This is a genomic window from Pseudomonas sp. GL_091 (assembly GCF_057837725.1).
Genome location: NZ_CM174451.1, coordinates 387,763 through 408,396, shown reverse-complemented (window position 1 = coordinate 408,396; position 20,634 = coordinate 387,763). Strand labels below are relative to the sequence as shown.

At 60.8% G+C, this 20,634-nt stretch carries 18 protein-coding genes; 8 read left to right on the top strand and 10 right to left on the bottom strand.

Going from position 1 to position 20,634, the window contains the following annotated elements; all coding sequences use genetic code 11:
• From aroB to AC3ITY_RS01845, 7 genes are all read right to left on the bottom strand, one after another.
• Nucleotides 1-1,101, bottom strand: coding sequence for a 3-dehydroquinate synthase (gene aroB / locus AC3ITY_RS01875; RefSeq protein ID WP_489307316.1), 1,101 nt, complete (start codon nt 1,099-1,101; stop codon nt 1-3).
• Between the two features lie 151 nt (nt 1,102-1,252).
• Nucleotides 1,253-1,771, bottom strand: a complete 519-nt coding sequence (gene aroK, locus AC3ITY_RS01870) for a shikimate kinase AroK (protein WP_057712350.1) — start codon at nt 1,769-1,771, stop codon at nt 1,253-1,255.
• A 4-nt stretch (nt 1,772-1,775) separates the two neighbouring features.
• A complete protein-coding gene (locus AC3ITY_RS01865; RefSeq protein ID WP_489307314.1) occupies nt 1,776-3,845 on the bottom strand; it encodes a type IV pilus secretin PilQ in 2,070 nt (689 codons plus the stop codon).
• A gap of 13 nt (nt 3,846-3,858) precedes the next feature.
• A complete protein-coding gene (locus tag AC3ITY_RS01860; protein ID WP_489307312.1) occupies nt 3,859-4,386 on the bottom strand; it encodes a pilus assembly protein PilP in 528 nt (175 codons plus the stop codon).
• On the bottom strand, nt 4,383-5,006 hold the full coding sequence (pilO, locus tag AC3ITY_RS01855; protein WP_489307311.1) for a type 4a pilus biogenesis protein PilO: 624 nt from the start codon (nt 5,004-5,006) through the stop codon (nt 4,383-4,385). Before pilO ends, AC3ITY_RS01860 begins: the two co-directional genes overlap by 4 nt.
• On the bottom strand, nt 5,003-5,569 hold the full coding sequence (locus AC3ITY_RS01850) for a PilN domain-containing protein (protein WP_489307310.1): 567 nt from the start codon (nt 5,567-5,569) through the stop codon (nt 5,003-5,005). The genes pilO and AC3ITY_RS01850 overlap by 4 nt, the downstream gene beginning before the upstream one ends.
• Complete coding sequence (locus tag AC3ITY_RS01845) at nt 5,569-6,633, bottom strand: pilus assembly protein PilM (protein ID WP_489307309.1); 1,065 nt, start codon at nt 6,631-6,633, stop codon at nt 5,569-5,571. Before AC3ITY_RS01845 ends, AC3ITY_RS01850 begins: the two co-directional genes overlap by 1 nt.
• Nucleotides 6,634-6,850: 217 nt before the next feature.
• On the opposite strand from AC3ITY_RS01845, the gene AC3ITY_RS01840 reads away from it, so the two are divergent.
• Together AC3ITY_RS01840 and AC3ITY_RS01835 are read left to right on the top strand one after the other, a co-directional pair.
• Nucleotides 6,851-9,289 (top strand): penicillin-binding protein 1A, encoded by a 2,439-nt coding sequence (locus AC3ITY_RS01840; protein ID WP_489310755.1) that lies wholly within the window; start codon nt 6,851-6,853, stop codon nt 9,287-9,289.
• Nucleotides 9,290-9,441: 152 nt separating this feature from the next.
• Nucleotides 9,442-10,647 carry an ISL3 family transposase gene (locus AC3ITY_RS01835; protein WP_489307308.1) on the top strand — a complete coding sequence of 402 codons (1,206 nt, stop codon included), beginning with the start codon at nt 9,442-9,444 and terminating at the stop codon, nt 10,645-10,647.
• A 124-nt stretch (nt 10,648-10,771) separates the two neighbouring features.
• On the opposite strand, the gene AC3ITY_RS01830 is transcribed toward AC3ITY_RS01835, so the two are convergent.
• The 3 genes from AC3ITY_RS01830 to rpmE form a co-directional block, all read right to left on the bottom strand.
• Nucleotides 10,772-12,040, bottom strand: coding sequence for a malic enzyme-like NAD(P)-binding protein (locus tag AC3ITY_RS01830; RefSeq protein WP_095942355.1), 1,269 nt, complete (start codon nt 12,038-12,040; stop codon nt 10,772-10,774).
• 182 nt (nt 12,041-12,222) lie between these two features.
• A complete protein-coding gene (locus AC3ITY_RS01825; RefSeq protein ID WP_489307307.1) occupies nt 12,223-13,011 on the bottom strand; it encodes a thermonuclease family protein in 789 nt (262 codons plus the stop codon).
• Between the two features lie 35 nt (nt 13,012-13,046).
• Entirely contained in the window at nt 13,047-13,265 is a 219-nt protein-coding gene (gene rpmE, locus AC3ITY_RS01820; protein WP_008047849.1) for a 50S ribosomal protein L31, read from the bottom strand.
• A 206-nt stretch (nt 13,266-13,471) separates the two neighbouring features.
• Here rpmE and AC3ITY_RS01815 point away from each other — a divergent pair, with 206 nt between their 5' ends.
• The 6 genes from AC3ITY_RS01815 to hslU all read left to right on the top strand — a co-directional run bounded on the left by AC3ITY_RS01815 (nt 13,472) and on the right by hslU (nt 20,520).
• Nucleotides 13,472-15,691 carry a primosomal protein N' gene (locus AC3ITY_RS01815; RefSeq protein WP_489307306.1) on the top strand — a complete coding sequence of 740 codons (2,220 nt, stop codon included), beginning with the start codon at nt 13,472-13,474 and terminating at the stop codon, nt 15,689-15,691.
• Nucleotides 15,666-15,860 carry a hypothetical protein gene (locus tag AC3ITY_RS01810; protein WP_489307305.1) on the top strand — a complete coding sequence of 65 codons (195 nt, stop codon included), beginning with the start codon at nt 15,666-15,668 and terminating at the stop codon, nt 15,858-15,860. Before AC3ITY_RS01815 ends, AC3ITY_RS01810 begins: the two co-directional genes overlap by 26 nt.
• Nucleotides 15,857-17,593, top strand: coding sequence for an arginine--tRNA ligase (gene argS, locus AC3ITY_RS01805; RefSeq protein WP_489307304.1), 1,737 nt, complete (start codon nt 15,857-15,859; stop codon nt 17,591-17,593). Before AC3ITY_RS01810 ends, argS begins: the two co-directional genes overlap by 4 nt.
• Before the next feature lies 1 nt (nt 17,594).
• Entirely contained in the window at nt 17,595-18,308 is a 714-nt protein-coding gene (locus AC3ITY_RS01800) for an SPOR domain-containing protein (protein WP_218429685.1), read from the top strand.
• 288 nt (nt 18,309-18,596) lie between these two features.
• Complete coding sequence (hslV, locus tag AC3ITY_RS01795) at nt 18,597-19,127, top strand: ATP-dependent protease subunit HslV (protein WP_046031180.1); 531 nt, start codon at nt 18,597-18,599, stop codon at nt 19,125-19,127.
• A gap of 55 nt (nt 19,128-19,182) precedes the next feature.
• Nucleotides 19,183-20,520, top strand: a complete 1,338-nt coding sequence (gene hslU / locus AC3ITY_RS01790) for an ATP-dependent protease ATPase subunit HslU (protein ID WP_008047842.1) — start codon at nt 19,183-19,185, stop codon at nt 20,518-20,520.
• Nucleotides 20,521-20,634 lie beyond the last annotated feature (114 nt).

Sequence of the window (20,634 nt, the reverse complement as noted above, 5' to 3'; positions counted from 1 at the left end):
TTAACCTTTAAGCTGGGCCAGGGCGCGGTAGTCTGCCCCCAGCGTGGCCTGTAGAACCTCTTTCGGATAATCGTCGGTCACCACCGCTTCACCCATGTGGCGCAGCAGCACCAGGCGCAAACGACCGTCGATCACTTTTTTATCAATGGACATATGTTCGAGGAAATCGGCTTCTGTCATCTCTTCTGGCGGAATGACCGGCAGCCCCGCACGCTGGAACAGACGAATGCCACGATCGCGCTCCTGCTCGCTGATCCAGCCCAGTCGCGTGGACATTTCCAGCGCCATTACGGTGCCAGCAGCCACCGCCTCACCGTGAAGCCATACACCATAGCCCATGTGGGTTTCGATGGCGTGGCCAAACGTGTGGCCCAGGTTCAATGTGGCACGAACGCCCGTCTCTTTCTCATCGGCACCGACCACCGCCGCCTTGGCTGCGCAAGAGCGTTCGATGGCATAGGTCAGGGCTTGCTGGTCCAGATTGCGCAGGCGGTCGACGTTGTCTTCGAGCCAGGTCAGGAACGGCTCATCGCAGATCAGCCCGTACTTGATGACTTCGGCCAGTCCGGCGGACAGCTCGCGCGCCGGCAGGGTATTGAGGCTGGCGGTATCGATCAGCACCACGTTCGGCTGATAGAAGGCGCCGACCATGTTCTTACCCAGCGGATGGTTGATCCCGGTCTTGCCACCCACCGAGGAGTCGACCTGCGACAGCAGCGTGGTCGGAACCTGAATGAAATCGACGCCGCGCTGGTAGCAGGCGGCGGCAAAGCCGGCCATGTCACCGATCACACCGCCGCCAAGGGCGATCACCGTGGTGCGGCGGTCATGCCGGGCGGTCAGCAGACCATCGAAAATCAGCTGCAGGGTTTCCCAGGTCTTGAAGGCTTCACCGTCCGGCAGTACCACGGAAATCACCGAGAACTGCGCCAGGCTGCGGGTCAGACGCTCGAGATAGAGCGGCGCAACAGTCTCGTTGGAGATGATCGCTACTTGCCGTCCGCGAATGTGCGGGGCCAGCAGCTCGGGCTGATCCAACAAACCTTCGCCAATATAAATCGGGTAGCTGCGCTCGCCTAGATCGACCTTGAGTGTCTGCATGTGTCCCCACAGTGAAGATGGAATCAGGCGTTCTGCCTTGAGTTAACGAATATCCACGGCCTCTGCTGGTGTGACGCCGTTCCGTAGCCATCCGCCACAACCTTGAGCGGTCATGGCGGGACGCCGAGGATAGCGCATTTCGCGCGACGCTTTAACGGGGTGGCAACTGCTGCAAGCGCTCTAGAATGTCGAGTACGACCATTCGTGGCGGCCGCTCATCGGTTTCGACCACCAGGTCGGCAATTTCCCGATAAAGCGGATCGCGGATCGCCAACAGATCCCGAAGGGTCTTGGCCGGATCGGCGGTACGCAACAATGGACGATTGCGGTCGCGGGACGTGCGGCCGACCTGCTGCTCGACCGACGCATGCAGATAAACCACCCGCCCACCGGCATGCAGTGCCCGTCGATTGGCTTCGCGCATGACTGCGCCCCCGCCTGTCGCCAGCACCACACCGTCGCAATCGCACAGCTCGGCAATCATTGCCTGCTCGCGATCACGAAAGCCCGGCTCGCCTTCTTTATCGAAGATCCAAGGGATATTGGCGCCCGTGCGCAATTCAATTTCCTTATCGGAATCTTTGAATGGCAGGCGCAGCTCTTTGGCCAGCAACCGGCCGATGGTGCTTTTTCCAGCACCCATCGGTCCAACAAGAATCAAATTTCGCACAGAATCAATGACTCACAGCAATCGCCTGATTATTCATGATACGCGGAGTGAGGAATACCAACAGCTCGGATTTTTTCTCCGAAACCACATCACGCCGGAAAAGGCGGCCAAGATACGGCACATCGCCAAGAAATGGCACCTTATCTACAACCTTGCTTTGAGTATTTGAGAAAACGCCGCCAATGACGATGGTCTCGCCATCGTTGACCAGGACCTTGGCGTTGACTTCGTTTTTCTTGATGGGCGGTACATCCTGGACCTTGTTCAGGAAGTCCGGTTCGTCCTTGGTCACCTTGACCTCCATGATGATCCGGTTGTCGGGCGTGATCTGCGGCGTCACCTCCAGCGACAGCGAAGCCTCCTTGAACGACACTGAAGTCGCGCCGCTGGAACTGGCTTCCTGATAGGGAATCTCGGTGCCCTTGAGGATTTTCGCGGTTTCCTTGTCGGACGTGACCACCTTGGGCTGCGAGACGATTTCCCCGTTACCGGTTTTTTCCATCGCCGTCAGCTCCAGGTCCAGCAAGACGTTATCGGTGATGAACGCGATGCCGATTCCCGAGGTGTTGTTGGCTACGCCCATGTCGACGAACGGTGAGTTGGTGCTGGTACTGCCGGGCGTGCCAATGGTCGATGACCCATTGAGTCCGTTGCTGACGCCGGAGGTGTTCCAGTTGCCCCTGTTCTGTATCGAACCGCCCCAGCGCACCCCGAGGCTTTTGTCATAGTCGACGTTGGCTTCGACAATGCGCGCCTCGATCATCACCTGACGCACCGGGATATCCAGCTGCGTGACGATCCTGCGCAGCTCGTCCAGCCGGTCCTGGGTCTGGTAGGCAATGATGTTGTTGGTGCGCTCATCGACGGTGATCGACCCCCGTTCGTCGGGTTTCGCTTCGGCACTGGTCACCGACTGAAAGAGCTTGGCGATGTCCGCCGCCTTGGCGTAATTCACCTGTAACAGTTCCCGTCGCAACGGTGCCAGATCGGCAATCTGCTTCTGCGATTCGAGCTCCTGACGCTCACGGGCAGCAATTTCATCGGCCGGCGCAACAAGCAGGACATTACCGACCTTGCGCTTATCCAGCCCCTTGGTTTTCAGCACCAGATCCAGCGCCTGATCCCACGGCACGTTCCGCAAGCGCAGGGTAATTCCCCCCTGGACCGTGTCGCTGGCCACCAGATTGAGGTTGGTGAAATCGGCGATCAGTTGCAGCACCGAGCGCACATCGATGTCCTGGAAATTCAGCGATAGCTTTTCGCCGCTGTAGGCCTGTTGCCCGGCATTGCGCTTTTGCAACTCGTCGACCGTCACCGGGCGAACGCTGACCGTGAGCTTATTGTCAGTCTGATAGGTCGAGTAATCGAATGTGCCTCCGGGTTCAATGCTGATGATGGCTCGATCGCCGCTCGCGCTGGCATTGACGAACTGCACTGGCGTGGCGAAATCCTTCACGTCCAGACGCACGCGCAACGGCTCGGGCAATCGGGTTTTGGCAAATCCGACGATGATCTTGCCCTCGCGCTCTTGTATGTCGGGCGCAATCGACGGATCCGACAAGTCGATCACCACGTTGCCTTCGCCCTGGGTTCCCCGCTGGAAATCCACACCTCGAATGGCCTTGCCTGTCGTCGCGGCGGCTCGTGCCGGAACCGGCATTGCTGTGGCCGTCTGCCTGGATGTTGACGGTTTACCCCCCTGCCCGACAACTATCAGCAAATTGTTGCCTTCAATTCGTGAGTCGTACGGGGCCGGCCGGGTCAGGTTGATGATCAATCGCGTACGGTCCCCGGCTTCCACCACCGTTGCACTACGGGCATTTCCACTGCCGAGATCGCGAGTCTTGCTGGCCAGCTGACTGGCGACACCCGGTAAATCCAGGGCAATCCGGGCCGGCGACTCCGTCGTGTAGCCGCGGGGCACCGGGGGCGGCTCATCGAACGACAACTTCAACTCGACACGGTCACCCGGCAGCGCAGCGACATCCAGCGCCTTGAGATTGGCCGCTTGTACCATCGGCGACAACAACGCTATCCATAGCGAAAGGCCGACGGTGGAGAGAATCCTGTTCATTATTGGAGTTCCACTATGAGTGCTCTTTCAAAGGGATGGTCCGGGGACGCTCCAGCCACGCGCCCAGACCATCAGGGACAATTTCAACCACATCGACTTGCGAGCCGCTGATCGCAACGATCCGTCCGTCGTTACGCCCCAGGTAATCGCCGACTTTCAGCCGGTGCACCCCACCCGCCCCGCGCAGCAGGGCATAGGAGCCCGTTGCATTGGAAAGGGTGCCGACCATTTCAAACTGCTCGATGTTGAAGCCTTCGAGGTATTGCCTGACCCGCCCCGGGTCGGGTTTGACGTTACGCGAACCCCGCCGCTGGGCCGCCAGATCAGTGCTGATTTGTGGCGAAAACGGGCTGCGCAGATTCGCCGCGTTGTAAGTGAATGTCGGGTAAGACCGGAATACCGGCGTTGGTTCAATCCTGCCCGGCCCATGCAGGCGCATTTCGTTCATGTACGCATCCAGATCGTTGTAGTCATCGCCTGCGCCACAACCGGATAGGGCAGACAGCAACACCACCACCGAAAAACAACGTGCCGGGCTCATTGATGCTGTCCCTTGTCGTTGTAGCGGTAGGTCTTGGCGAGGATGCTCAAGCGCAGTTTCGGACCACCCTCGGGGCTGACGGGGGCAAGGTCGAAGTCGTGCAAGGTGACGATTCGCGGCAATCCGGCCACACCACTGACGAAGGTGGCCAGGTCGTGATAATCCCCGGTGACCGTGATCTGGATCGGCAGTTCGATGTAGAACGGCTGGGCGACCTCCGGCAGCAGCTTGATCTCTTCGAACTCCAGGCCACTGCCCAGGCCCGTACGCGTGATGTCTTCCAGCAAGCCGGGCACTTCGGTGTCGCCGGGCAGTTGCCGCAACAGCACGCCGAAGGCGTTCTCCATCTCCTTCAACTGCTGGGTGTAGAGATCCAGATTCGCCGCCATGCGGGCTTTGTCGGCGAACTGTTCCTTGAGTGTCGACTCTTCCTCGCGCTTGAGATCGAGCTGGCTCACAAGGTCGCGGGTGGAAAAGTTATAGCCCAGGGCCAGCACCAGCAGCACGATCAAACCAGCCACCAGAAACTTGATCGCCGGCGGCCAGGAACCCATGTTGCTGGTATCCAGGTCATTGATGTCGATCTTGCGCAGCCCTTCGAACCATTCGGACGGACTCATTTGCCCCCCTCCGGTGTTGCGGGCTGAGTCTGGCGAACGGTCAACCGGAAGACGTTGGCCTGCTGCACCTGGCCGGCAGCTGTGGCCTTGACTTCGGTCAGGCTCGGCGCATCGAACCAGTCCGATGCCTCGAGGTTGCGCATCAAGTCTGAAACACGGTTGTTGGATTGCGCAGCGCCGGTGATGGACAAGGTCTTTGCGGTCATTTTCACTTCGGTGAAATACACGCCGTCGGGCAGTGCTCGCGCCAACTGGTCAAATATTCGCCCGCTGATTTGGCGATTGCCTTGCAGGTCCTGGATGGTGCGCATGCGCTCGACCAGTTGCTGGCGGCGCGCCTTGAGATCATTGATCTGCTTGATCCGCTCATCGACCACGGCGACTTGCTTGCCGATGTAATCGTTACGGGCGACCTGCCGGTCGATGGCACCGCTGATGGTCTGGTTCGCAACCAGCACCGCGCCTATCGTGCCCACCATCACGGCCACCAGAACCAGCAGGAAGTGCTTGCGGCGGACTTCACGCCGCTCCTCGCGCCAGGGTAAAAGGTTGATCCGTACCATCAGTCAAAGCTCCTGAGGGCCAGACCGCAGGCGATCATCAACGCCGGGGCATCACTCGCCAGGGCAGCACTATTGACCTTGCTGCCCAGAGTCATTTCAGAAAAAGGGTTCGCGACCTGGGTCGGCGTACCCAATTGCTGCTCGATCAAACGGTCCAGCCCCTGGATCGACGCGGTACCGCCGGCCAGCAGGACATGGTCGACGGCGCTGTATTGGCCTGAGGCAAAGAAGAATTGCAACGAGCGCGACACCTGCTGCACAAGCGCCTCTCGAAATGGCTGCAAGACCTCACCGGCATAGTCATCCGGCAGACCGCCCTGCTTTTGCGCCAGCCCCGCCTGCTCCAGCGTAAGGCCATAGCGACGCTGGATTTCCTCGGTCAACTGCCGACCGCCGAACAGTTGTTCGCGGGTGTAGATAATCCGCCCGTTGCGCAGCACGCTCAGGGTGGTCATGGTGGCGCCGATGTCCACCATTGCGACCGTCAAACGCTCCTCGGCAACCGCGAGCCGACTGGCCAGCAACCCGAATGAGCGCTCCAGCGCGTAGGCCTCGACATCGACCACGCGGGCGGTCAGCCCCGCCAGGGCCAGGGCTGCCTCGCGGACTTCGACGTTTTCCTTGCGGCAAGCGGCTAGCAACACGTTGACGCGATCCGGATTGCGCACGGAGGTGCCCTGGACTTCAAAGTCGATCGCGACTTCGTCCAGCGGATAAGGAATGTACTGATCAGCCTCGATCTTCAGCTGGCTTTCCATCTCGTCCTCGGAAAGACCGGCATCCATCTCGATGGTCTTGGTGATCACCGCTGAACCCGCCACGGCCACGGCCACGTTCTTGAGGCCGGTTCTGGCCTTGGCCAGCGCGCGCGCGAGGGCCAGCCCCACGCCTTCGAGCTCGGCGATATTCTTCTCGATCACCGCGCCGACCGGCAACGGCTCGACCGCATAGGCCTCGACCCGGTAGCGCTCGCCCTGACGGCTCAACTCAAGAAGTTTCACCGAGGTGGAGCTGATGTCGATTCCCAGGAGCGTATTGGATTTTTTGTTGAAGAGTCCTAGCACTACCAATTCCCTATGACTTTCCGTGAGTTACGGACTCTGCAATATCCATTGCGTTCAATCCACCCGTCTTGACAGCAGCGCCAATGACGCTCCCGATAAGAAAAATGCTTATAATGCCCAGCGTTTTTTTTCCGCATTTGCTCAAGCGCGGGTCGTTCTCATTTAGCCTGAACCCTGTTGCCCAATTCATTTTTGCCCTGGATATCCAAAAGCCTTGATTCGTCTGCTGAAGTTTTTCGGTTGGTCCATCGTCGCGGTTTTCTGCGGACTCCTTCTGGGTCTGAGCGGGGCGTACCTTTACCTTAGTCCCGGACTACCGTCCGTGGAGGCGCTGAGAAGCATCCAGTTGCAGATCCCTTTGCGGGTCTACAGCAGCGATAACAAGTTGATCGCAGAATTTGGCGAAATGCGCCGTACACCGATCCGTTTCGCCGACATTCCCCCCAACTTCATCAATGCGTTACTAAGTGCTGAAGACGACAATTTCGCCAACCACTACGGCGTCGATCCGAGCAGCCTGATGCGTGCCGCGACCCAGCTGATCAAAAGCGGACACATCCAGTCCGGCGGCAGCACGATCACCATGCAGGTGGCGAAGAACTTCTTCCTGAGCAGCGAACGCAGCTTTTCGCGCAAGACCACCGAGATCCTGCTGGCCCTGCAGATCGAACGGCAGCTGACCAAGGACGAGATCCTCGAGCTGTACGTCAACAAGATCTATCTGGGTAACCGTGCCTACGGCATCGAGGCGGCGGCACAGGTCTATTACGGCAAATCGATCCGCGATGTCAGCCTGGCGCAGATGGCGATGATCGCCGGCCTGCCCAAGGCGCCGTCGCGCTTCAACCCGCTGGCCAACCCGGCGCGCAGCAAGGAACGTCGCGACTGGATCCTGGGGCGCATGTACAAGCTCGGAAAAATCAGCGAGGCCGACTACACCGCGGCGATCAACGAACCGCTGAACGCCAGCTATCACGTGCCGACCCCGGAAGTGAACGCCCCGTACATCGCCGAAATGGCCCGTGCCGAAATGGTCGGGCGTTATGGCAGCGACGCCTATACCGAAGGCTTCCGCGTCACCACCACGGTGCCGAGCGACCTCCAGGAACTGGCCAACACTGCGGTCCATGAAGGCCTGATGACCTACGATCAGCGCCACGGCTATCGCGGGCCAGAGTCGCGACTGCCGGGCAAGACTCGCGAAGCCTGGGCAACCGAGCTGACCAAACAGCGCACCATCAGCGGCCTGGAACCGGCCATCGTGACCCAGGTCGACAAGAACGGCCTGCAAGTGCTGACCCGCACCGGCCAGGAACACGTGAGCTGGGACACCATGAAGTGGGCCCGGCCGTTCCTGAATACCAACAGCATGGGCGCCAACCCGAAACAACCATCGGACGTGACCCAGGTCGGCGATCTGATTCGCGTGCAGCGTCAGCCGGACAATTCGCTGAAATTCAGCCAGATCCCGCAGGCCCAGGGCGCGCTGGTATCCCTGGACCCACAGAACGGTGCCATTCGTTCGCTGGTCGGTGGTTTCGCCTTCGAGCAGAGCAACTACAACCGCGCATTGCAGGCCAAGCGCCAGCCGGGTTCGAGCTTCAAACCCTTCGTCTACGCTGCCGCACTGGATAGCGGCTACACCGCCTCCAGCCTGGTGAACGACGCACCGATCGTGTTCGTCGACGAGTATCTGGACAAGGTCTGGCGTCCGAAGAACGACACCAACACCTTCCTTGGCCCGATTCGCCTGCGTGAAGCGCTGTACAAGTCGCGCAACCTGGTGTCGATCCGCTTGCTGCAAGCGATGGGCGTCGGCAAGACAATCGACTACATCACGCGCTTCGGCTTCAACAAACAGGACCTGCCACCCAACCTGTCCCTGGCACTGGGCACCGCGACCTTGACGCCAATGGAAATCGCCACCGGCTGGAGCACTTTCGCCAACGGCGGCTACAAGATCACACCATACATCATCGACAAGATCGAAAGCCGCAACGGTGACACGCTGTTCGTCGCCAATCCGCCGAGCGTGCCTCAGGGCGGTGCGGCCAGCGATGGCATTGCCGTGCCCGCCCCTCAAGCCTTCACGGTCAACGCAACGCCAGGCGAAGCCCCAGGCGCTACGCAGGCGCCACAAGCACCCGCCGTGGCCGAACGCGTCGTTGACGGGCGCACCACATACATCCTCAACAGCATGCTTGAGGACGTGATCAAGCTCGGCACCGGTCGCCGTGCACTGGCCCTGGGTCGCCCGGACATTGCCGGCAAGACCGGTACGACCAACGAATCCAAGGACGCCTGGTTCTCCGGTTACAACGCCGATTATGTGACGACGGTGTGGACCGGTTTCGATCAACCGGAAAGCCTGGGCCGCAAGGAATTCGGCGGCACCGTCGCGCTGCCGATCTGGATGAACTACATGGGCGCAGCGCTCAAAGGCAAACCGCCGCATACGCAACCGGAGCCGGAAGGCATCCTCAGCCTGCGAGTCGATCCGGTCAGCGGCCGCGCAGCCAGCCCGGGCACCCCGGGGGCCTACTTCGAACTGTTCAAGGTCGAAGATACGCCACCGTCGGGGAACGAACTGGGCAACGGCCTGGCACCTGGCAGCCCGCTGCCAGCGGATGAAGCGGCACCGATCGATCTATTCTGATCTTGCCACCCATCGCAAAAAGCCCCGCCCTCGAAAGAAGTGCGGGGCTTTTTTTTGGTTCTTCACGGAATCCCGGGAAACACAGAAACAAGAACGCCGATTTGGTTGATGATGTTCGTGCGAGCAAACACATCTAACAAACCGGCGTTCTTATGCGCGATATTAATACTTTCCTTCCCTTTTGGGAGGGCTTTTCTGTCGTCACGATCAAGCCCGATGGCGATGATCTACAAATCGACCTGACGCCCCACGCCACCCGATTTCCTTCCTGTGGCGGCTGCCAAAAACCGTGCTCAACCACGCATGAGTACTGCCAGCGGGTCATTCGTGATTTGCCCATTCTCGGCCGTGCGGTGCGCCTCAGCGTGTTGCTTCGACGTGTCGGTTGTCGCGACTGTGGCAAATGCATGGAATCCGTCAGTTGGCTGGATCGCTATGCCCGCATGACGCGCCGCCTGGCCGAGGCCGTCATTCAAGCCTGCGAACGCCTGCCCACGCTGCATGTGGCTCAACTGTTCGGGCTGCATTGGGACAGCGTTCGGTTGCTGGAGCGTCGAGCCTTGCAAGCGGCGTTGAGTGTTTTGCCAAAGGCGCAGCCACGGCGCTTGGTCATGGACGAATTCGCGCTGTTCAAAGGTCATCGCTACGCCAGCGTGGTGCTGGACGCCGATACCCGGCGAGTGCTGTGGATTGGCGAAGGTCGCAGCCGTGCGGCGATCAGGCCATTCTTCGAAGAGCTGGGGCCAGAGGGTTGCGCTCGCATCGAAGCGGTGGCGATGGACATGAACACCGCCTTTGACCTGGAGGTTCGTCAGCACTGCCCAAAAGCGCGCGTGGTCTACGACCTCTTCCATGTGGTGGCCAAATATGGCCGAGAGGTGATTGATCGAGTCCGCGTCGACGAAGCGAACCGGCTTCGCCATGACAAACCTGCCCGAAAGGTCATCAAGCAAGCGCGATGGCTGTTGCTGCGCAACCCGCAGAACCTGAAAACGCCGGAGCAACAGGTCCGTTTGGAGGATCTGCTGGCGGCCAACCAAGCGTTGATGACGGTCTATTTGATGAAGGCTGAACTCAAAACGCTTTGGACACCGAGCACCGCCTGGGGCTGGCGATCAGCCTGGCAGCAATGGCTGCGCCATGCGCATGAAAGCGAGATACCGGCCCTGATCCAGTTTGCCAAACGACTGAAGGGTTACTGGCGGGGCATCGTCAGCCGTGTTCGCTGGCCGATGCATACGGGCCAGTTGGAAGGCATAAACAATCGAATAAAGGTCATCAAACGGATGGCGTACGGTTACCGGGATAGCGAATTCTTTTTCATGAAGATCAAGAGCGTCTTTCCCGGTAATCCGTGAAGAACCTTTTTTTTGCCTGCCGGTTTTGATGTTGTCTGGCCCGGGCAGGCGGCACAAAACCGTCAGGCACAAAAAAGCCCCGACTCTCACAAGCCGGGGCTTTTCGTTGAAGCGCTACAACGGCTTAGCCGTTGAACACGTCATCCACGCTTTTCAGCGGGTAGTTCTTCGGATACGGCAGGGTTGCCACGCCGGTCTCGATGGCGGCTTTAGCCACGGCATCGGAGATCAGGGTGATCAAACGGGCATCCATTGGCTTCGGAATGATGTACTCACGACCGAATTCCAGCTTGATGCCGCCGTAGGCGTCGCACACTTCCTGAGGTACTGGCAGCTTGGCCAGTTCACGCAGGGCGTTGGCCGCAGCCACTTTCATTTCTTCGTTGATGCGCTTGGCGCGAACGTCCAGGGCACCACGGAAGATGAACGGGAAGCCCAGTACGTTGTTGACCTGGTTCGGGTAGTCGGAACGACCGGTGGCCATGATCACGTCGTTACGGGTAGCGTGCGCCAGTTCCGGGGCGATTTCCGGATCCGGGTTGGAGCAGGCGAACACGATCGGGTTAGGCGCCATCGACAGCAGGCCTTCAGCGCTCAGCAGGTTCGGGCCGGACAGGCCAACGAACACGTCAGCGCCTTGCAGGGCGTCAGCCAGAGTGCGCTTGTCGGTCGCGTGAGCGAACACAGCCTTGTACTGGTTCAGGTCGTCACGGCCGGAGTGGATCACACCGGTACGGTCGACCATGTAGATGTTTTCGATGTTGGCGCCCATGCTCACCAGCAACTTCATGCAGGAGATGGCGGCAGCGCCGGCACCCAGGCAGACGATCTTGGCTTCCGGCAGGGTTTTGCCAGCGATTTCCAGGGCGTTGATCATGCCGGCCGCGGTCACGATAGCAGTGCCGTGCTGGTCATCGTGGAATACCGGAATATCGCACTGCTCGATCAGAGCGCGTTCGATTTCAAAGCACTCTGGTGCCTTGATGTCTTCCAGGTTGATGCCACCGAAGGTGATGGAGATGCGCTTGACGGTGTCGATGAAGGCTTGCGGGCTTTCGGAGTCGACTTCGATGTCGAAAACGTCGATGCCGGCAAAGCGCTTGAACAGCACGCCTTTACCTTCCATCACTGGCTTGGAAGCCAATGGGCCGAGGTTACCCAGGCCGAGAATCGCGGTGCCATCGGAAATGACTGCAACCAGGTTGCCTTTGCCGGTGTACTTGTAGGCCAGTTCAGGATCGCGGGCGATCTCGCGTACTGGTTCGGCTACGCCCGGGCTGTAGGCCAGCGACAGGTCGCGAGCGGTAGCAGTGGCCTTGGTGAGCTCGACACTCAGCTTCCCTGGACGAGGATTGGCGTGATATTCGAGAGCGGCAGTTTTCAGATCAGACATTTTGGCATTCCGCTTTTACTGTTGGACAGACTGGTCAGCGAGGATACGCGCCTCGCAAAGTCCCCACAAGACTGACCGGTCACCCCTGTCAAGCGCCCGGCCCTACGACTTTGGGCCAAGAGCCACGGAACACAAGGGATATACTGTTCACAATCGACAGAAAAAATGTCTACAATTTTTTATCACTGCGCCGCTTGAAGCATCGCCGGGTCGGTCAAGGGCAACATCCAGCGTGCCTGACCCTCCTTGAGACCGCCACGCCGCGAACGATCCAGGACCCAGCCGCGCGCCTCGACTTGCTTGCCCTCGAGCCTTTCCAGCGTAGCTGCATCGAACCGCCCCAGGAGATTGGGCGCAATGCGCAATACAACCGAATCCTGTAACTCGATCCAAACCCCGCCACGATTGCGCTGAACCTTGCTCACACGACCGCTGAGCACGGCAAAACCGGAAGTGCTGATCTGCTCCGCTTTCAGTACAGGCGACTGGCGCCATACACCGAGCCCAGCCTGGCGGGCGCTGCGTTCCGCAGCTTGCTGACAGGCGACAAGATCGACATTCGGCGCCACGGCCACCTGGAAACCCAGGCCTTCGGCGAGCAATTGCGCTTCAAGGTTGGCGCCATCGGCACCGTAGACATGGGCCAGGGTGCGACCGTAATGGTCTTTGCTTTCTTTACCTGGCAGCAAACCAACCTGCCCATCACTCGCCGCCACCAGGGCTTCGAGCCGCTTGCGCGCGACCACGGCGAACGGTTCGTCAGAGCGGCCATTCTTGCCTAGCTCCGGCGTGTTCAAGCCGATCATGCGCACGCTGCGGCCATCGCTCAGGCGCAGAGTGTCGCCGTCCACCACCCGCTGCACCGCGACGGGCGTCAGGCCGCTGGGTGCCGGGCAAAACGCTTGGGCGCTGGATAGCCAAATCGCGGACACAAAAAAGGCGCCCGCAAGGGACGCCTTTTTCATCAGCATGGAAAAACCGGAACGGCTTCCCAAGTTGATTGGCCTTAGGCCTTTTTCGCGCCGAAAGCACCGAAACGGTCGGCGAAGCGCTGAACGCGGCCGCCAGTGTCCAGAGTCTTCTGCTTACCGGTGTAGAACGGGTGGCATTCGTTGCAAACGTCGATCGCCAGGGCTTTGCCGAAGGTCGAACGGGTTTCGAACTTGTTGCCGCAGCTGCAGGTAACAGCAACTGCTGGGTATTCTGGATGGATATCAGCTTTCATGGTGTCTTCCTCAGGCTAGCGTGCCGCCACCCAACACTATTGTTGAATACCGCACGTAATTAGGCCGCGGATTCTACCAGACAATCCCATTCACGCAAGCTGTCCCTGAGACCGACCGTCTGCTAGGCTCCCGGCCTCAAGCGCATTCCCACAATTGATCTGCGTCCACCCCTTCTTTTGTTGCCTGCTAATCGAGATCCCCCCGCGTGCCCGACGCCATTCTGCGCCTCGCCCTGCCTTCGCCGCTGCGCCGCCTGTTCGACTACCGCGCTCCGGCCGGCGTCCTGCGCGCCCAGTTGCACCCTGGCATGCGCCTGCGGGTGCCGTTCGGCCGACGGGAGATGATCGGTATTCTGGTGGAAGTCACCGACACCAGCGAAGTACCGGTCGAGAAACTCAAGCCGGCCCTGGCCCTGCTCGACGCTACGCCACCGCTGCCGCCGGCGCTGTTCAAGCTGTGCCTGTGGACGTCCCAGTATTACCAGCACAGCCTCGGCGACACCTTGAGTTGGGCGTTGCCGGTTTTGCTGCGCCAGGGTGAGCTGGCCGAAGCACGCCAGGAGCGTTTCTGGTCCGCCGCGCCGGGGGCCAGCCTCGATGATCCGCGCATCGCCCGCGCCCCGCGCCAGCGCGAAGCCCTGGCCACGCTGGCCCAGCATCCCCATGGCGTCGCCCATCAATTGCTGAGCAAACTGATGCTGAGCAAGGACAGCCTGGATTTGCTGCTGGCCAAGGATCTGGTGCAGGTCGAGATCCGCCGGCACGCCCCGGGCGCACGCCACGAACACTGGCTGGCGCAACCGGAACTCCCGCTGAATCCGGAGCAGCGCGCCGCCTATGAGGCGATTCGCGCCGGCTTCGACAGTTATCACGCGTTCCTGCTGGCCGGCGTTACCGGCAGCGGCAAGACCGAAGTCTATCTACAGTTGATCCGCGAAACCCTCGAGGCCGGCAAGCAAGCACTGGTGCTGATCCCGGAAATCAACCTCGGCCCGCAGACCCTGGCGCGCTTCGAGCAGCGTTTCAATGCCCGTATCGCGCTGATCCATTCGGCGGTCAATGACCGCGAACGCCTCGAGGCCTGGCTGGCCGCCCGGGACGGTGAGGCCGATATCATTATCGGCACCCGCTCGGCCCTGTTCACACCGATGAAGAACCCCGGCCTGATCATCATCGACGAAGAGCACGACGGCTCCTATAAACAGCAGGAAGGTTTGCGCTACCACGCCCGTGATCTGGCATTGGTGCGAGCGCGACAGGAAAACATCCCGATTGTCCTCGGCTCCGCCACCCCTTCGCTGGAAAGCCTGCACAACGCCTACACCGGCCGCTATGGGCTGCTGCGCTTGAACGAGCGAGCCGGCGGCGCCAAACAGCCGCGCTTCCTGCGTCTGGATGTCAAAAGCCGTCCGCTGGACAGCGGCATTTCCGGGCCGATGCAACAAGCCATCGGCCAGACCCTGGCCGCCGGACAACAAGTCCTGGTGTTCCTCAACCGCCGTGGCTTCGCCCCGACCCTGCTGTGCCATGACTGTGGCTGGATGTCCGAGTGCCAGCGCTGTGACGCGCGGATGACCGTGCATCAGCGTTACGGCGAGCTGCGCTGCCACCATTGCGGCTACGTCGAACGCGTGCCGCGCCAGTGCCCGAAGTGCAACAAGGTCGATCTGCGCCCCGTTGGCGCCGGCACCGAACGGGCCGAGGAGCGCCTGGCGATTCTGTTCCCGGACTATCCGGTGCTGCGGGTCGACCGCGACAGCACATCGCGCAAGGACGCGATGAACCAGCTGTTCGCGACCATTCAAAAAGGCCAGCCGTGCATCCTGATCGGCACGCAGATGCTTGCCAAAGGTCACCACTTTCCACGGGTGACGCTGGTGTCGATCCTCGACGCCGACGGCGGCCTGTTCTCCGGCGACTTCCGCGCCAGCGAGCGCATGGCGCAGCTGATCGTCCAGGTCGCAGGTCGCGCAGGTCGCGCCGAAGAGCCGGGCAAGGTGATTATCCAGACGCACCTGGCCGACCATCCGCTGCTGGTGCAATTGACCGAGCAAGGCTATTTCGCCTTTGCCGAACAGGCCTTGAGCGAACGTCGTGCGGCCGGATTGCCGCCGTTTGCGCACCTGGCGCTGCTGCGGGCCGAGGCGCATAAACCGGGTCAGGCCGAAGGTTTCCTGGATGAGGCGTGCAGCGAGGCGGAGCGTTTGCTGGTCGAGCAGAATCTGACGGGGATCGAATTATTGGGACCGGTCCCCGCACCGATGGAGCGCCGGGCCGGGCGTTATCGTGCGCAGCTGTTGTTGCAGGCCACGGCGCGGGCACCCTTGCATCGTTTGCTGGCCAGTTGGCTGCTGGTGCTGGAGCAGATGCCGAGCGGGCGGGCGGTGCGCTGGTCTTTGGATGTTGATCCTGTGGATTTGTATTGATTTGAAGATTGCCATCGCGAGCCTGCTCGCGAAAGCGGACGAATTGTCACCACACATCCATAACCTGCCTGCTAAGGTTGGCAAGCCCGTCTTCGCAACGGATAATGCCCAGTTTTTCCACCAGCGCATGATGCGCCGCCGCGCCTGCGGTCGAAAGAGAAGACCATGAAAGACACCATTCGCCAGCTGATCCAACAAGCCATCACCCAACTCGTCAACGAAGGTGTGTTGCCTGAAGGCCTGTCGCCGGCGATCCAGGTGGAAAACTCCCGCGACAAGAAGAACGGCGACTTCGCCAGCAACATCGCCATGATGCTGGCCAAGCCGGCCGGCATGAAGCCGCGCGATCTGGCGGAAAAAATCATCGCCGCGCTGCCGGCTGACGAAAATGTCGCCAAGACCGAAATCGCAGGTCCAGGCTTCCTGAACTTCTTCCAGAACACCGACGCCCTGGCGACCCGCCTGGACGCCGCCCTGGCCGACGCCCACATCGGCGTGCGCAAGGCCGGCCCGGTGCAGCGCACCGTGGTCGACCTGTCGGCGCCGAACCTGGCCAAAGAGATGCACGTCGGCCACCTGCGCTCGACCATTATCGGCGACGGCGTGGCCCGTGTGCTGGAGTTCCTCGGCGACACCGTGATCCGTCAGAACCACGTCGGCGACTGGGGCACCCAGTTCGGCATGCTGATGGCTTACCTGCAGGAAAACCCGATCACCAGCGACGAGCTGTCGGACCTGGAGAACTTCTACCGCGCCGCCAAGCAACGCTTCGACGAATCCGCAGAGTTCGCCGACCGCGCCCGTGGCCTGGTGGTCAAGTTGCAGGCCGGCGACGCCGATTGCCTGGCGCTGTGGACCAAGTTCAAGGACATCTCGCTGTCCCACTGCCAGAAGATCTACGAACTGCTCAACGTCAAACTGACCATGGCCGACGTGATGGGCGAAAGCGCCTACAACGACGACCTGATCAACGTGGTCAACGACTTGAAGGCCGCAGGCATGCTGGTCGAGAGCAACGGCGCCCAGTGCGTGTTCCTCGACGAGTTCAAGAACGCCGACGGCGACCCGCTGCCGGTGATCATCGTCAAGGCTGATGGCGGCTACCTCTACGCCACCACCGACCTGGCGGCCGTGCGCTACCGCAGCGGCAAGCTCAAGGCCGATCGCGCGCTGTACTTCGTCGACCAGCGTCAGGCCCTGCACTTCCAGCAAGTGTTCGCCGTGGCGCGCAAGGCCGGTTTCGTGTCCCATCCGATGGAAATGGAACACATGGGCTTCGGCACCATGAACGGCGCGGACGGTCGTCCGTTCAAGACCCGTGATGGCGGCACCGTGAAGCTGATCGACCTGCTGACCGAAGCCCAGGAGCGCGCCTACACCCTGGTCAAGGACAAGAACCCTGAACTGGCCGAGACTGAGCTGCGCAACATCGCCAAGGTGGTGGGCATCGGCGCAGTGAAATACGCCGACCTGTCCAAGCACCGCACCAGCGACTACAGCTTCAACTTCGACCTGATGCTCAACTTCGAAGGCAACACCGCGCCGTACCTGCTGTACGCCTACACCCGCGTGGCCGGCGTATTCCGCAAGCTCGGCAAGGACTTCAGCGAAGTCGACGGCCAGATCGTCCTCGAAGCGGCGCACGAACACGAACTGGCGGCGAAGCTCGCGCAGTTTGGCGAGATCCTGAACAACGTGTCCGAAAAAGGCACCCCGCACATCCTCTGCACTTACCTGTACGACGTCGCCGGCCTGTTCTCCAGCTTCTACGAGAACTGCCCGATCCTCGCCGCCGATACCCCGGCACAAATGCAGAGCCGCCTGCGCCTCGCCGCGCTGACCGGACGCACTCTCAAGCAAGGCCTGGAACTCTTGGGCCTGGAAACTCTGGAGCGTATGTAAGTTGGCTGCCAAGAAAAAACCTGCACCCAAGCGTGGCGCCAGCCGTTACCAAGCTCCTGCGAAGCAACCGATCCCGGGCTGGCTGTGGATGGCCATCGGCCTGACGGTCGGCGCCTTCATCGTATTCCTGATGAAGCTGGAACCGGGCAAAGGCAGCGACACGGTCAAGCGTGAAAAAGTCGAGCAACAGCAACAGCAGAAAGCCAGCAAGATCGCCGAGGCCAACAAGACCCCGCCGAGCCCGACGCAACCGGTGAAGCCGAAGTACGACTTCTACACCTTGCTGCCGGAATCGGAAGTCATCGTGCCGCCGGATGCCGTGCCGGAAAAAACTCTGCCGACGCCGCAAGTGCCGGTCATCCCGACAACGCCGGTCACCCCGGCCGAAGCGGCGAAGATCGACACGGCTCGCGCCCAGGCTGCTTTGGCCGGGATTACTCCGCCTCCCGCGCCACCGGTCAAGGCTGCGCCTGTGACGAAGTTTTTCCTGCAGGCTGGCTCGTTCCGCAAAGAGACTGATGCGGACAAGGTTCGGGCGCAGATCATTCTGTTGGGCCAGGCCGTGGCGGTTGAGTCCGGCACGGTAAAAGACGAAACCTGGTATCGGGTTCTGGTCGGTCCGTTCAGCAATCGCGAACAACTGACCACTGCGCAGAAACAATTGGCGGGCGCAGGCTTCAGCAACTTGCTGTTACAACAACGCCAGAGCCGATAACGCCTCCCTGTGGGCACCTTGCTTGAGGTTGCCCACAAAACCCTGTGGCGAGGGGGCTTGCCCCCGTTCGGTCGCGCAGCGGCCGCAAAACCGGAATTGCGGACTTGTCTGAAGCAACATGGTGTCCGGGTTTTGGGGGCGCTTCGCACCCCAGCGGGGGCAAGCCCCCTCGCCACAGTTATTGCACGCCATTCGTCCCCCGCCGCGCCCTACAGTTGAAAAACGCTCCACCACCCCCATATGAGTTTTCATAAGGCACTTTCGCCCCGCTGCGTGGAGACTCTTCCCTTGACCACCATCGTTTCAGTTCGCCGCCACGGCAAAGTCGTCATGGGCGGCGACGGCCAGGTTTCCCTTGGTAATACCGTGATGAAAGGCAACGCGAAAAAAGTTCGCCGCCTGTACCACGGCCAGGTCATTGCCGGTTTTGCCGGTGCCACCGCTGACGCCTTTACCCTCTTCGAACGTTTCGAAGGCCAGCTTGAAAAGCATCAGGGCCATTTGGTCCGTGCCGCCGTCGAACTCGCCAAAGAATGGCGCACCGACCGCTCCCTGAGCCGCCTTGAAGCCATGCTCGCGGTCGCCAACAAAGACGCCTCCCTGATCATCACCGGTAACGGCGATGTGGTTGAACCCGAAGAAGGCCTGATCGCCATGGGTTCCGGCGGCGGTTACGCCCAGGCCGCTGCCAGCGCGCTGCTGAAGAAAACCGATCTGTCGGCCCGGGAAATCGTCGAAACCGCCCTCGGCATCGCCGCCGACATCTGCGTATTCACCAATCACACTCAGACCATTGAGGAGCAGGACTGCGCCGAGTAAGCCCGTGTTGGCCATCGCGCCACGGCTCATTCTTGCTTGAGGTCCGCTAAATACTATGTCCATGACTCCCCGTGAAATCGTCCACGAACTCAACCGCCACATCATCGGCCAGGACGATGCCAAGCGCGCCGTCGCCATTGCCCTGCGCAACCGCTGGCGCCGCATGCAGCTGCCTGAAGAGCTGCGTGTTGAAGTAACACCCAAGAATATCCTGATGATCGGCCCGACCGGCGTCGGTAAAACCGAGATCGCCCGTCGTCTGGCGAAACTGGCCAATGCACCGTTCATCAAGGTCGAAGCGACCAAGTTCACTGAAGTCGGCTATGTCGGCCGCGACGTCGAATCGATCATTCGTGACCTGGCCGATGCCGCGATCAAGCTGCTGCGCGAGCAGGAAATCGTCAAGGTTCGCCACCGCGCCGAAGACGCTGCCGAAGAGCGCATCCTCGACGCCCTGCTGCCACCGGCACGCATGGGTTTCAGCAACGACGACGCCCCGACTGCCGACTCCAACACCCGTCAGCTGTTCCGCAAGCGCCTGCGCGAAGGTCAGCTGGATGACAAGGAGATCGAAATCGAAGTCGCCGAAATGGCCGGCGTCGATATCTCCGCGCCACCGGGCATGGAAGAAATGACCAACCAGCTGCAAAGCCTGTTTGCCAACATGGGCAAGGGCAAGAAAAAAGCCCGCAAGCTCAAGGTCAAGGAAGCGCTCAAGCTGGTACGCGACGAAGAAGCCAGCCGCCTGGTCAACGATGAAGAGTTGAAGGCCAAGGCCCTGGAAGCGGTCGAGCAGCACGGCATCGTGTTCATCGACGAAATCGACAAGGTGGCCAAGCGTGGCAATTCCGGCGGCGTCGATGTGTCCCGTGAAGGTGTGCAGCGTGACTTGCTGCCGCTGATCGAAGGCTGCACCGTCAACACCAAGCTGGGCATGGTCAAGACCGACCATATCCTGTTCATTGCTTCGGGTGCGTTCCACCTGAGCAAGCCGAGCGACCTGGTGCCCGAGCTGCAAGGCCGTCTGCCGATCCGTGTCGAACTCAAGGCCCTGAGCCCGGAAGACTTCGAACGCATCCTCAGCGAGCCTCACGCCTCGCTCACCGAGCAATACTGCGCGCTGCTGAAAACCGAAGGCCTGGGCATCGAGTTCCAGCCGAGCGGCATCAAGCGCATCGCGGAGATCGCCTGGCAGGTCAACGAGAAAACCGAAAACATCGGTGCCCGTCGCCTGCACACCCTGCTTGAGCGCCTGCTCGAAGAGGTGTCGTTCAGCGCCGGCGATCTGGCCAGCGTTCATGACGGCAAGGTGATCCAGATCGACGCCGACTACGTCAACAGCCACCTGGGCGAATTGGCGCAGAACGAAGACCTGTCCCGTTATATCCTGTAAGCCATACTTGTAGGAGCGAGCTTGCTCGCGATGGGCAGTCAGTGGCATTGATGTCGACTGACACACCATCGCGAGCAAGCTCGCTCCTACAGGGTTCCATCCATAACGGAACGG